We start from the raw sequence: 13,519 nt of genomic DNA on the forward strand, positions 1-13,519 counted from the left end.
TTGGCCCCTTTCTTCATCACTTAACTTGTATATATCTAGCTTCGTATGCCTATTTTCGCCCACTATGATGGGCCACTATGAAAATTCCGAGCAAGATGAGAATTCCCCCAGCTAATGTCAAGAGGGTAATTTTTTCTTTCCATAAAAGAAAAGCAAGAATGGAACTTCCCACAGGTTCTCCTAATAAAGCTACGGAAACGGCACTTGGGTTAACGTAACGCAAGGCCCAATTATAACTACTATGTCCGAGTATTTGCGGGATGAGGCCCATTCCCAAGAATGCTCCCCACGTTGGAAGAGAAAAACCTGCAACTGGAAGTTTTTTGAAGAGGATAACTCCCCACAAACAGACGGCCGCTACACTATAACAGAGAGAAGCATATGTCAACAACGATACTCGCCGACGAGCAATGCGTCCGCAAAGGAAATAAAGGGTTGCCGCCCAAGCTCCGATCAAGGCTAGAGAATCGCCCCACAAAGCTGTTTTTCCTACAGAGAAATCACCCAGACTGATCACAATTCCTCCCATGAACGCTACGCCTATTCCCAAACATGCTTTACGACTAACCTTATCATGAGTAATTATTGGAGCCAAAAAAGCGGTCCAAATAGGGATCGTATCGGCAATAACAACAGAACTTGCAACTGATGTATAAAAAAGAGATGATATCCAAAAGGCGAAGTGAATAGCGAGAAAAATTCCCGACAGGATAAGAGCCCGCCACTCTCCCTTGCTAAGAATGGCAATCTCTTCACGACAACGCCAGAGAGCAAGAGGCAACAAGACGACGGCAGCAATACCTACTCGATATGCAGATATCACAAGAGGATGAGCATGGTGTGCCATTCGTGCAAATATTGCTCCTGTAGATATGGCAAGAACTCCTAAAAAAAGGACTAGAAAAGGTGAGATAAGTGGCTTATCGTCTGCTGTCTTATTCATATGTATAGACTATCACAAAAAGGGTAAGAAAAGAATATATGAAATACGTATTATGGCCCTTCTCTTTCTGTAGGAAATATGGCATAGTATAAATACATTACAGCATTCTGTAATGGAGGTGAGCGTAAGAGTGCTTTATTCCAAATACCCTCCGGACTTGGTAAAGAAAGCTCTTGATTTACAGTCAAACTTAGATTTTTTGTTACGCCAAGATATTTTAGATTCTGCGGTTCACGATGCAACTGTGTGGTTACCGTCTTTAGGCCAGGAAATAGGCCTCCCTTCCCTCGTTTCACAAGGACCAACAATCGAATGGAAACAATTCTTAAGTATACTGTATCATTGTTCCCTGATGGCTGCCCCAGAAACAGATGACATCTATCAGGATAAGGCCCATCGCTGGCATTCTATGCTTTCTGCCATGGCGGAAACAGCCTTTCCTTTTTTATACGACACCCTTCCTGAACGGCAGTTCATGAAACTAGCACAACAGGAGATCGTTACTCCGGCTATTAAGGAATTCTCCTCATATCTGCCCTGGCGCGAGGTTCCTTCGTGGCGATGGGGACACTATGCCAGTATGTTTCTCAACATCCCTGAAAGCCATGGGGAATTTTGGAGCATCAGCGAAAAAACTACTCGATGGACAACAGCCCATATGGCGTCTCTATGTGGGCGAACATTTCGTACCCCCCACTACATCTATCAACGGTGTGTCTCACTGCCCAGAGGGATTATTCTCGAATCGAGCCCACGTCGTAAGTGGAAATACTCTTCGAAACGTCTTTCTGTAGCATCTGTCTACTACCTGTCGGGCTACGTTTTCCCCAAGATAGATGCCTATATGAAAGCTCCCTTCGATAGCACAAAAACAACAGTTATCGAAGCTATTTTAAGTAAAGGAACAAAACATCAAGATCCATCGTGGCTTGCTGCGGCTCTTAAAAATCTCTACGTTCTTTATGGCAAGCTCCCTCTTGAAAAAATCGGCCGCCTTGCTGTGCTTTTGTACAGAAGACTTCAATCCCTATTCTATTCGGAACAGCTTTTACGAAACGCTCTCTTCGAAATGAGAAAGTTATTCTCAAACCATGCGGGAGGAAAAGCCTCCGATACTGTCTTTCATGTTTTCACAGACATGGTTCCAGAATATTCTTATTGGTTTGTAGCAACATAAATGGTGTTGCTTTTCTATAAAGCTTTGCTAGTATAGGCCGAAGATTCTCGACCATATGTTGGAAGTAGGGATTGAGTTATGCATATCGTTATTGTTGGTGCTGGAGAAGTAGGGTATCACGTAGCAAGAAGTCTTTCCGCCGAAGGACACGACATTACAGTTATTGAGGAAGACAAGGAACGAGCATTGAAGGTCGATAACGAGCTTGATGTTATTACGATCCGGGGAAACGGATCTCGTCCCTCCGTTCTTGAAGAAGCCGGAGTTAAGAGCGGCTGTTCCATAGACATTTTGGTCGCCTGTACCAATCGCGACGAAGTCAATATTATGGCGTGCTGGATAGCGAAAAGGGCCGGAGTTAAACGTGTCATTTCAAGGGCTCGCGGGCTGGAATATACAGATAGCCCCACATGGGCCAGAGATCTTGGCATAGATGTTATGAACTCTCCCGAACGGTCTGTCGCTCGTCAGATTATAGAGTTGCTTTCCGTCAGTTCCGCTCTGGAGACAGCAGAGTTGCTCGAAGGAATAGCTGGTATTTATGCTTTTCCCATCGCCCATAAATCCCCCCTTGCGGGACTCAGCCTTAAACAGCTTCGTATTCAATATCCTCATGTTACCGCCATTATTGTCTATGTAAAAAGAAACGGGGAAGGATTTGTTCCCTATGGAGACAATATTCTGGAAGAGGGGGATATTTGCTTTACCGTCACGAGAAAAGACCAGGTGTGGCAGTTGGAAGAAGTTTTCAGCGGAGAGAAAAGCACTCCCCTTAAAAAGGTCTTTATTATCGGAGGCGGAAAACTGGGCTATCAGGTTGCCCATCGCCTCGAAAAACACTATAAGAGCGTAGATATTCGTCTTATTGACCGCAACAAGGAAAAGTGCGAACGAATCGCCAGTGAGTTGCAGCGAACTCTCGTCTTATGCGGAGATGGCGCCGATGAGACATTGCTCAGACATGAAGGCGTGGAAGATGCCGACGGTTTTGTCTGTACCACTGAAAGCGATGAAGCCAATATCCTTTTCGGCGTCGTTGGCAAAGCTCTGGGAGCCAGAAAGGCCATTGCCGTTGTGCGACGTCAGATGTACATGCACCTCGATAACTACATCTCCGTCGATGCCATGGTCAACCCTAACCAGGCCCTTGCCTCTGTTATTATGAGCAATGTGCGCTACCCATCTGGAGCCGGAACACTCTCGCTTCTCGATAAGATAGATGCAGAGATGCTTGAAGCCCATATTTCGGAAACAAGCGCCATTTCTGGCCTCACCATGGCAGAGATGGACCTTCCAAAAGGAATACTGATCGCCCTCGTTCGAAGAGACAATGAAGTCTTTGTTCCTATGGGAGATACGATTATTCATGCAGGAGACCTCGTAACCATATTTGCCTCTTCTGAATTGATGCCTATTGCCGTTGAAAAACTTGGAGTGAAATAAGTCATGAAATTTCGTCTAGTAGCGCGAGTTCTCGCCCTTCTGTCTTCCATGATCTCTATCTTCATGCTCTGGCCCCTCTCATGGGCCATTATGGACGGAAGCACTGATGCAAAAGCCTTTGTAATGTCTATTGCTGTCGGTTTCATGGTTGCCCTGCTTCTCTACGGTTGGGGAAAACGTGGAAATTTTCAAGATCTCGGCATACGTGAAGCCTTCGCTGTCGTCACCCTATCGTGGGTAACCGCTTCTATCATAGGGGCACTGCCCTACTTTTTTCATGGAACAGCACCCACATTTACCGATGCATTTTTTGAGGCCATGTCTGGCTTTACAACAACTGGAGCCTCCATACTAACGAACATAGAAGCCCAACCTCGCGGAATCCTCTTCTGGCGAGACCTGACACACTGGCTTGGAGGCATGGGAATTATTGTTCTCAGCCTGGCTATTCTACCCTTCGTCGGTGTTGGAGGAATGGAACTCTACAAAGCGGAGGTCCCCGGGCCCATTCCAGAAAAAATGACACCTCGAATTCAACAGACTGCTCTGCTCCTGTGGGGAGTATACGTTTTCCTCTCGGCGTTGCAGACTGTTCTGCTTCTATTCGGAGGAATGGATCTTTTCGATTCTCTGACCCATACTTTCGGGACAATGGCTACTGGTGGATTTTCACCAAAGAACACGAGTGTTGCCCATTACAATAGCGCCTATATCGACTGGGTTATTACAATCTTCATGTTTCTCGCCGGATGCAACTTCGCCCTGCACTACCATTTTTTAAAGGGAAAGTGGAACGCCTGGTGGAAAGATGGAGAATTTCGTGTCTACTTCTTTATCAGCCTCGGCTGTACAGTAGCTATTACGGCGTTACTTTTGATAAAAGATATTTACAGCAACGTCTTCGACGCATTGCGTTATGCAGCCTTTCAGGTTGTAAGTATTATCACCACTACAGGTTTTGTCACCGCGGATTATGAGCTGTGGCCAGTATTTACTCAGCTTCTGCTTCTCATCCTCATGTTTATCGGCGGCTGTGCTGGCTCTACAGGCGGCGGCATTAAAAATCTTCGCATTATGGTTCTGGTACGTCACGCCTATGCAGAACTTTTCCGTCTGCTTCACCCAAAAGCCATAGTTCATACTAAAGTGGCAGGAAGAACGATTTCCAAAGAGATCGTCGGCTCGATAACCGCTTTTTTCCTTCTCTATATAGGGATCTTCACTCTGGCAAGTCTTGTTATGACCGCATTGGGGCTTGACATTGTTTCTGCCATCTCAAGTGTGGCAGCGACTCTAGGTAATATCGGCCCCGGTCTTGCGCTGGTTGGTCCTACAAAAAATTACGCTCTTATCCCAAATATTGGGAAATGGGTTCTTTCTTTCTGCATGCTTCTTGGGCGACTTGAACTCTACACAGTTCTGATCCTTTTTGTTCCTGCAACGTGGAAACGATAAGGTGGAAGAGCCGGCGCTATTCCGCTGGCTCTTCTTTTCTATTTATAATATCTCTCACTTTTTGCAACGCATCTGGTTCGCCCAACACAAGAAGGGTATCGTACGGTTCGAGGGTCAACTGTCCACGTGGAACAAGAAAGTTTTTCTCTCGCCTCACCAACAATATAAGGGCATCAGACGGAAGAGAAAGCTGACCGATCGTTTTTCCCACTGAAAAGGTCCCCGGTAAAATATCTAATTCCCGCGTTTCATTTCGCACATCGTTCTCTGTCTTATCGAACTCAAGAGGATATCTCGGACGAGATAGAAGGGGCTTATCCACCTTCAGGAACCGCGCCAACGGCATGAGGGTCTTCCCCTGAAAAAGTACTGACGTGAGCACAATAAAGAAAACGACGTTGAAAATTTCATTGGAACGTGGGTGCCCCATAAGCAGAGGGAATGTAGCCAAAACAATGGGAACGGCCCCACGCAACCCCGCCCATGACGCGAGGAGCCTCTCTCTTAAAGAAAAGGAACTTCCTATTAAAGTCAGCAGAATAGCCACCGGACGGGCAATGAACATAAGGAACCCCGCGCATAGAAGGCCTTCCCAGACAACGCCCACAAGATGGGAAGGAAAGACAAGGAGCCCCAGAACCAAAAACATGATGATCTGCATGAGCCAGCCTATACTATCGTGAAAACGAAGAAGGCTGCGTTTGTAGATAAAATCGCTGTTCCCCAAAACGAGTCCACAAACATAGACGGCTAAAAAACCGTTTCCGCCAATCTTCTCTACAAGCCCGTAGGTTAAAAGAACAATACTTGTTCCAAGCACAGGATACAAACCGGCATAATCAAGCCTTATTCTGTTTATGAGCCTCGCAGATACCTTACCGAGAAACCAGCCTCCAGCAGCTCCCATGGATATCTGGATAATAAATAAGGGAACAAGTTTACCCCATCCTACAGATCCCTGCTGAATAACCTGAAGAACAGCCAATGTCAAGAAGATCGCCATGGGGTCGTTACTCCCAGATTCAAGCTCAAGGAGTGTGCGCAAATTGCCTTTAAGGCTTACTCTGCGCGATCTGAGAACGGCAAAGACGGCAGCAGCGTCAGTAGACGATACGATAGATCCCAGAAGAAAGCCATCTTGCAGCGAAAATCCGAGAACGTAGTGAACAAAAAGTCCCATGAAAAGAGCGGACAAGGCAACCCCTAGTGTAGCCATCGTTATTCCACGACCTAAAACCGGTCGGATATTATCTACTTGAGTATCGAGACCTCCGGCAAAAAGGATGAAAGCCAAGGCAACCGTACCAACCATATTGGCAGTAGCGGCATTATCAAAATGGATTCCTCCAGGGCCGTCAGATCCCGCCAACATACCTATAACGAGGAACATAAGAAGAGCGGGAAAACCAAATTTTTCCGCCAATTTGCTGGAAAAAATGCTCAATAGAAGAAGAACGGAAGTAACGAGAAAGACAAGCGGTAGTTCAGTCATAGCAATCCCCCCTGAAAGATTATTATCCAGTTGACCTCTGCGAGATTAACAGGTATTATATACGTGCTACTTTTTAAGAGTTTCGTAACACGTATATCTAAAATACAATTTTTTGGTTCACCGATTCTCCTCATGCAAAACGGAAAGGCCGCCCACCCGGCCTTTCCGCTCTTTTTTAAACTCCTTCTGGAAAATACACAAAAATACTGATGATGAATAGCGTAATGAAATTTATAGTATATGACTATAATTTACCATAAATTTGAAGTAAAAACACATTAATTGGGGGTTCCCATGATGAACAAAATAAAAAGAACTGTAATTGTATTAACTTGCATTATCCTTACATTGATTATTTCCAGCGGCGCCTATGTAACCGCTTCAATAAAAGCCGCTACAACAAATGCCTCTGATAACCTAGAAGCTCCGGCGGAAAAAACATCAGACGCCTATTTCAAGGCCGAAGCTCAAAAACTTTTGCATCTCCCAGGCCAGTATGAGGGGGTTCTTCCTGCGGCAGACTGCCCCGGCATTCGGTATGCTCTTTTTCTTCGCCCCGATAACATCTACCAACTAGAGATGACATATCTAGAAGCCGAAGAGGGCAAAGACAAGACTTTTGCCTCTTTAGGGCGATGGGAGCTCGTTCCTTCTAAGAAGATGATTATTTTACACGAGTCCCCAAAAGACAAAATGTATTTTGCTATAGATAGCAATGACAAAATTACACTCGTTGATCGTGAAGGGAAACGTGCAGAATCTGACCTTAACTTCTCTCTTTCACATACAAAAGAACCATATGTGCTGAAAACCCCCCTTCAAATGGAGGGTACTTTCTCATATATGGCTGACGCGGCCCTCTTTACCCACACCTTTACCGGAGCAACCTTTCCTGTCGCCATGGAAAAGGACTATGTCACTCTGGAAGAGCAATATCTCTCTCTTGAGCCTCAAGCGGGAGAACCTCTCCCTGTCGTTATAGAGGGACATATAGAAAAAAGAGCAGCCATGGAGGGAGATTCTACAGAAGATGCTCTTATAGTAGACCGCTTCGTTGGCATGGGAAGTGATGAAACAGAGGAAGCTGAAGAGAGTGAAAAGCAAGAAGAAACAACCTCTGGAAAAGACGTATCAGTACAAGAAAAAGTCACTCTTGAAGATAAGGATTGGATGCTTGTGAGGTTGGGCGACAAACAAATAGAACGAGCCGAAAACAACGATGGAATATCCTTGCATTTTAATAGTGCGGAAAAGAGAGTTCACGGGTACGGAGGATGTAACAATTATTTCGGTGCCTACCGTCTTGATGAGTCTGGGTCGCGTCTTCTCTTCGAGCAGCTTGCGTCGACAAAAAAATATTGCCCTGATACCATCGATCTAGAAGAACAGTACTTCAAAATGCTCTCTCATGTAACAGCATTTGAAATTGTGGGCAACACTCTCTATTTATATGACTACAAAGAGGAAATTATCGCCATTTTCGAGAGAAAGGCACAGCAGTAAAGAGATAGTGCCACGTGCTACAGCATTAAGACGTTATCTGTCTCTCCATTTTCGTCGAAGACATAGTCGGGGTCGCGAATAATTCGCACCTTCTGTATTCGCTGCCCCGTTATTTTGACAACTTCGAAGCGCAAGGGCCCCCACTCAAGAGAGGCGCCAACGGCAGGCAACGTTTTAAACTGCTCGAAAAGCCAGCCGCTCAACGTGCTCGACTCACTTCCCGGCGTATAGGGCATTCTTAAAAATTTTTCAAAGAGTTCTTCCAGATAGGCGTCTCCGCTCGCAAGGTACGTGTTTTCCTCAACCTGAGTACAGTACTCTTTAAAGTCATCGTGCTCATCGTATATTTCCCCTACCAGCTCTTCAAGAATATCTTCGAGAGTAATGATTCCCGACGTTCCGCCATACTCGTCAAGAACAACGGCAAGGTGGGCCTTATTCTTTTGCAGCATTTTCAGGCCATCCATCAGGGTGGCACTTCCAGCTATCAAAAGTGGCGGCGTCATAATCGAGCGAATTTCCACGTTGTCATCATGTATAAAATGGTTCAGAAAATCTTTCTCGTTGAGGATTCCTACAATATTATCGAAGGTTCCCTCATAAATAGGCACACGGGAATAATGGTTCTTTAAGAGCAGATTCTTTACGTTTTCAATAGGTTCGTTCACGTTCAGGGCAAATAAATCCACTCTGGGCGTCTGAATTTCGCACACTTCTATTTCGGAAAAATTCACGGCATTCCCTATAAGCTCCTTCTCAGTCTCAGGAAGCACGCCCTCTTCCCCCATAGTCTCAACTATGCTCAAAAGCTCATCGTGTGTAACACTGGGCAAAACATCCGTCCGATCTTTTCCACGAAGGATCTGGGATAGATTTGTAGTAAGCCATGTAACGGGAGAAAGCAGGGAGACAAAAAAGTGAACAAGCCCAGAAGCGCCAAGGGCAAAGTTTTCGGCCTTATCCTTCACAAAAGCTTTAGGGAGTATCTCTCCAAACAATATGATCAAAACAGTCATTAGAAGGGTTGCGTACACGGCTCCCATGGGGCCAAAGAGAACAGAGAGCGTTCCTGCGGCGGCGGAGGTCATGACAATATCAACGATATTCCCACCTATTAATATAGCGGAAATCGTCTTATTGAAATCCTTTGCCAGATCGAGTGCCTTATTAGACCCTTTGCGTCCTTCTTCGGCAAAACGTTTCAGGCGTATTTTGTTAACACTGGAATAAGCCGTCTCGCTTGCAGAGAAGAAAGCTGAAAGTATAAACATAAAGATGAAGAACAAGGCAAACAGTATAATTGAACTATCAGCCACTACAAAAAACCCCCAATTCAGGCTATAACTTTACCATGAGTATAATAACAGAACATTAAGAGGTGGTGATACTCTTGAATAAAATTATTCAAGCAATAAAAGAACGACGCAGCATTCGAAAATATAAAAAAGAGCAGATAGATGATAATGAACTTCTTGCCATACTCGAAGCGGCGACATTCGCCCCCAGCGGACACAACGACCAGCCGTGGCACTTCTTGGTTATTCAGAATAGACGTATTATAGATGATTTAAGTCGGCGCACACGTACAATTATGAGCAGAAAGGATGATGAACGAATAGCCGAAATAGGAAGGAATCCTGATTATCATCTTTTTTTTCATGCTCCCACTGTAATTATTGTTTCCGGCAAAGAAGATGGAATGGTTTCCGACTCTCATCTCGTGCCTTTTGCCGACTGTTGCGCAGCTATAGAGAACATGCTTCTGGCAGCCCACAGTCTGAACGTGGCCTCTTGCTGGATCGGTTTTATACGCTACCTTTTTCAAAAGGAAGATATATGCGGGGAACTTCCCATTCCCTCTGGATATAAACCCTACTATGCTGTCGCCCTCGGCTACTCAGACATGACTTCAGCTCCCAAACCAACTCCACGAAAGCCTCAGGTTGTTGCACGTGTCTATTGACGAGAGGTCGAGTGATTGACAAAGAGTGTATAAATGATTAAAGTGAGAACGCCTATTCTCAGGGCGGGGTGCAAGTCCCCACCGGCGGTGAACCAGTCTATATCTGGAAGCCCGCGCACGCTTTTTTGCGACAAAACGCAGGAAGCGTTGATCTGGTGAAAAGCCAGAGCCGACGGTGATAGTCCGGAATGAAGAGATAGGGCGACCTCTGCTCTCAGGCAGAATGCCGCTTTTTTATTTTTTCCCGCCCTGCACTATAAATTTCATATGTGATACTGGAGGAATGATGGTATGAATAATGCATTGCTCAATGCCTTTGGTTCGCCTTTGACGCGGGTTGAAAAGGGGCTTGAATCTCTTCGGGCTGGAAGTGGCATTCTCGTAACCGACAACGAAGAGAGGGAGAATGAGGGGGATCTTATCTTTGCCGCTCAGACTCTTACCGTTCCGCAGATGGCCATGCTCATACGAGAATGCAGCGGGATAGTCTGTCTTTGCCTGACACCAGAAAAAATAGAATCACTGGAGCTTGCGCCTATGGTAGAACACAACTCAAGTCGTTTCAAAACGGCTTTTACAGTCTCTATTGAAGCTGCGGAAGGCGTTACAACAGGCGTGTCTGCCGCAGACCGTGTAAAAACTATACAGACAGCTATAGCTCGTGACGCGAAACCCCATCATCTTAATAAGCCTGGACATGTCTTCCCCTTGCAGGCCAGAAAAGGCGGCGTACTAGAGCGAGACGGCCATACAGAAGCTTCTGTAGATATGACTCGACTCGCAGGGGTAGACCCTTACGGAGTTCTTTGTGAACTTACAAATCCAGACGGGACAATGGCCCGTCTGCCCGAAATTGTTGATTTTGCTAAAAAACACGCATTCCCAGTCGTTACGGTAGCTGATATCATCACGTATCGACAACACTATAATCTCTAATCTACAGGGAGGAAGCGTCAAGGGGCATTCCGCAACTTTGACAAAACTTTTCATGGCGCAACCTCCTTTAATAACGATTTTTATGTTTTAATAATAGTAGCATAATTGTTGAAAGGTGGTTGATTATGCATTTCAAAAAATATGTACGATTTTTAGCACTTCGCAGTTTATATTTTACCGCTTTTTGTCTCATTATTTCTGCTGGAGTTTTGCTCCCTTATATGGTGCTGTCCTCTCCTGCCTTTTGCGCAGTCGAACCTACTGTTACGCCTCTTCCCATGGTGCACGTTGAGGAGGGGCTTCTTGCCGGCTTTGAAGAGGATGACGTTATAAAATTTTTAGGCGTTCCCTATGCTCAGCCTCCGGTAGATGATCTGCGCTGGAAACCGCCCCAGCCTCTTCTCACCTGGGATGGTCTTAAGTATGCTCAAAAGTTTGCTCCAAGCTGCCCTCAACCCCTTCTATACAATGAACCGACAAGTGAAGATTGCCTCTACTTAAATATATGGACTCCTTCCCTTGACGGGTCGTTGCCTGTTATGGTCTGGATTCATGGTGGTTTTTTCTCGCGCGGTTCTGGCTCACTCTTCAGTTTTGATGGAACGACCTTTGCCCAAACGAAAAGAGTTCTCCTCATTACAATCAACTATAGATTGGGAGCTTTCGGTTTTCTTGCTCATCCGGCACTTTCCAGCGAAAGCGCTCTTCACACCAGCGGGAATTACGGACTTCTCGACCAAGTAGCAGCACTACAGTGGATTCAGAAGAACATTCGCCAATTCGGAGGGGATCCTCATAATATAACTATCTTCGGGCAATCGGCTGGCAGTATGAGCGTCTCGGCGCTCTGCCTCTCCCCTCTCGCCAAAGGTCTTTTCCATAAAGCCATTGGTCAGAGCGGGACAATTCTCGGCAACTACGCTCTCTTTCCCCGGGCTGGCGGTTCCTTGACAGAAGCGGAAGCGACTGGGCTTCGTTTTGAAGAGGAGCTGCTAGGAATCAACAAAATCAACCCCCTTGAAGAACTGCGGAACATTCCGGCAGAGAGAATTGTAGAAAAGACAGGATATCCTCAGGTGGGAAGCAACGACGACTATCAATTCGCCCCTATCTTCGATAACTATATGCTGCCCTCAGAACCGCGCCTTGCTCTGGAAAAGGGCGCCTTCAATAAAGTCGCCATACTTTTCGGCACAAATAATGACGAGGGAACAGCCTTCTACTCCCCCATGACAGCAGATGAATATTCTGAATGGATATACACTCACCTTCACCGCGCCGCTCCAACAGCCTTTCTTTTCTTTCCGACACCTCGCGATGAAGAGACTTTCCTCTTCTGGCCCTCCCTAGCCGGCTTCACCTTCTTCGGCGAGCCGACTCAAACCTTCGTCTACGAATATGGAAAAAGGAATCTGCCTGCCTATCTCTACCTTTTCGATCACACCCCTTCTCCCTTTCTGAACACCAAGAAAGAACATTACGGGGCAATGCATGGAGCAGAAATTCCCTACGTGTTCGGACACATTTCAAAGGAAGAAGGCTACAAGGATATTGATATAAAGATGTCGCAAAAAATGATGGAATACTGGATTCGTTTCGCAGAAAACGGAGATCCCAACAGAATGGGAACCCTCTTCTGGCCGAAAGTGGACGCCAATATGACAAGAAAAGACCTTCCATATATGGTTATTTCTTCATCCCCACACATTACGAGAGGGATTCTTGCTCAACTTGCCGAAGCACTGCACAACGAGAGATAATTTCAACCATTCTTATGAAATGGCGGCAAAGCAATTTCTGGTCTGGCGTACGAAGTGGCAGAGTAAACTATTGTTATATCTTTCTCCCAATATAAAATACATATCCATAATACTGTTTGTATTTTGAATACAAATCTGCCTCACGCCTCATAAATGCAATCATGTCCTCAACGGTTTTATTTCCCGCATGTTTTTTCAAAAATTCCTCTTGCCTTGCTTTTTGCGGAATAAAATAATTGTCTATCCAACAACTTTCAGGCAGTGTAAATGCGGCAACAGGAATATAACCTGTTTTTTGCATGATGGAAATATTATGTCCTATTGTTGCAATTTCAGGAACTGCGTCCACCCACCAGTTCTCAATTTCAGCGGGGCGCTCATCAGTAAACCAAGACTCATATGTTACGGCAACATAACCATCTTTTTTGAGGAACTTCTTCCAGTGATTTAGGCCTTTTTCAAAACCGATATTAGCAATAGCCCCTTCGGACCATATAAGGTCAAATTCGCCATTCTGGAACGGCAAATTATCCATTGAACCAACAATACCTTTTACCTTGTTCTGCAAACCTAGTTTTCCAACTGTTGCATTAAGTTTATCAATCGAACCAGCATAAAGGTCGAGGGCTGTAATGGTTGCCTCTGTATTTTGTGCCAGAACCATTGTTTGAGCACCTGTACCACAGCCTAAATCAGCAATTTTTGTTTTGTTTGAAAGGTTGCCAATAAAACTTAATGCTCTAATAGTTTCTTCGGGACTACCTGGACCCTGTCGTTCGAGCTCTGTAAAATATTCATTGATGAGGACAAATTCAAATTCGTGGATTGTTATATCTTCCATTGTTCG

The 13,519-nt window shown here is 45.4% G+C and carries 12 protein-coding genes and 1 riboswitch; of the genes, 7 read left to right on the forward strand and 5 right to left on the reverse strand.

What is annotated here, in order from left to right; genetic code table 11:
* Positions 1 to 49 precede the first annotated feature (49 nt).
* Complete coding sequence (locus VB083_RS02015; protein ID WP_213691129.1) at positions 50 to 943, reverse strand: DMT family transporter; 894 nt, start codon at positions 941 to 943, stop codon at positions 50 to 52.
* A 130-nt stretch (positions 944 to 1,073) separates the two neighbouring features.
* Between VB083_RS02015 and VB083_RS02020 the strand changes: the two genes are divergently transcribed.
* The 3 genes from VB083_RS02020 (at position 1,074) to VB083_RS02030 (ending at position 5,018) form a co-directional block, all read left to right on the forward strand.
* Entirely contained in the window at positions 1,074 to 2,120 is a 1,047-nt protein-coding gene (locus VB083_RS02020; protein ID WP_213691128.1) for a hypothetical protein, read from the forward strand.
* A 78-nt stretch (positions 2,121 to 2,198) separates the two neighbouring features.
* A complete protein-coding gene (gene trkA, locus VB083_RS02025) occupies positions 2,199 to 3,563 on the forward strand; it encodes a Trk system potassium transporter TrkA (RefSeq protein WP_213691127.1) in 1,365 nt (454 codons plus the stop codon).
* 3 nt (positions 3,564 to 3,566) lie between these two features.
* Positions 3,567 to 5,018, forward strand: a complete 1,452-nt coding sequence (locus tag VB083_RS02030; RefSeq protein WP_213691126.1) for a TrkH family potassium uptake protein — start codon at positions 3,567 to 3,569, stop codon at positions 5,016 to 5,018.
* Between the two features lie 16 nt (positions 5,019 to 5,034).
* Here VB083_RS02030 and VB083_RS02035 read toward each other — a convergent pair whose 3' ends face one another.
* Positions 5,035 to 6,510: a potassium/proton antiporter gene (locus tag VB083_RS02035; protein WP_213691125.1), complete on the reverse strand. Its 1,476-nt coding sequence runs from the start codon at positions 6,508 to 6,510 to the stop codon at positions 5,035 to 5,037.
* A 294-nt stretch (positions 6,511 to 6,804) separates the two neighbouring features.
* Here VB083_RS02035 and VB083_RS02040 point away from each other — a divergent pair, with 294 nt between their 5' ends.
* Positions 6,805 to 8,013, forward strand: a complete 1,209-nt coding sequence (locus tag VB083_RS02040) for a copper resistance protein NlpE N-terminal domain-containing protein (protein ID WP_213701191.1) — start codon at positions 6,805 to 6,807, stop codon at positions 8,011 to 8,013.
* Positions 8,014 to 8,030: 17 nt separating this feature from the next.
* Here the strand turns inward: VB083_RS02040 and VB083_RS02045 are convergent, their stop codons facing one another.
* Positions 8,031 to 9,329 carry a hemolysin family protein gene (locus tag VB083_RS02045; RefSeq protein WP_213691123.1) on the reverse strand — a complete coding sequence of 433 codons (1,299 nt, stop codon included), beginning with the start codon at positions 9,327 to 9,329 and terminating at the stop codon, positions 8,031 to 8,033.
* Between the two features lie 74 nt (positions 9,330 to 9,403).
* On the opposite strand from VB083_RS02045, the gene VB083_RS02050 reads away from it, so the two are divergent.
* Both VB083_RS02050 and ribB read left to right on the forward strand, forming a co-directional pair.
* Positions 9,404 to 9,976: a nitroreductase family protein gene (locus tag VB083_RS02050; protein WP_213691122.1), complete on the forward strand. Its 573-nt coding sequence runs from the start codon at positions 9,404 to 9,406 to the stop codon at positions 9,974 to 9,976.
* Positions 9,977 to 10,026: 50 nt separating this feature from the next.
* Positions 10,027 to 10,179, forward strand: a riboswitch (FMN riboswitch).
* A gap of 88 nt (positions 10,180 to 10,267) precedes the next feature.
* On the forward strand, positions 10,268 to 10,912 hold the full coding sequence (gene ribB / locus VB083_RS02055; RefSeq protein WP_213691121.1) for a 3,4-dihydroxy-2-butanone-4-phosphate synthase: 645 nt from the start codon (positions 10,268 to 10,270) through the stop codon (positions 10,910 to 10,912).
* Between the two features lies 1 nt (position 10,913).
* On the opposite strand, the gene VB083_RS11715 is transcribed toward ribB, so the two are convergent.
* Positions 10,914 to 10,973 (reverse strand): 4-Cys prefix domain-containing protein, encoded by a 60-nt coding sequence (locus VB083_RS11715; protein WP_416242157.1) that lies wholly within the window; start codon positions 10,971 to 10,973, stop codon positions 10,914 to 10,916.
* A gap of 64 nt (positions 10,974 to 11,037) precedes the next feature.
* Here VB083_RS11715 and VB083_RS02060 point away from each other — a divergent pair, with 64 nt between their 5' ends.
* Positions 11,038 to 12,672 (forward strand): carboxylesterase/lipase family protein, encoded by a 1,635-nt coding sequence (locus tag VB083_RS02060; protein ID WP_307879953.1) that lies wholly within the window; start codon positions 11,038 to 11,040, stop codon positions 12,670 to 12,672.
* A 73-nt stretch (positions 12,673 to 12,745) separates the two neighbouring features.
* Here VB083_RS02060 and VB083_RS02065 read toward each other — a convergent pair whose 3' ends face one another.
* The gene (locus tag VB083_RS02065) at positions 12,746 to 13,513 is read right to left on the reverse strand and encodes a class I SAM-dependent methyltransferase (RefSeq protein WP_213701193.1); all 768 of its coding nucleotides are present in this window, start codon (positions 13,511 to 13,513) and stop codon (positions 12,746 to 12,748) included.
* Positions 13,514 to 13,519 lie beyond the last annotated feature (6 nt).

This window comes from Aminobacterium sp. (assembly GCF_034926885.1).
Lineage (GTDB): Bacteria > Synergistota > Synergistia > Synergistales > Aminobacteriaceae > Aminobacterium.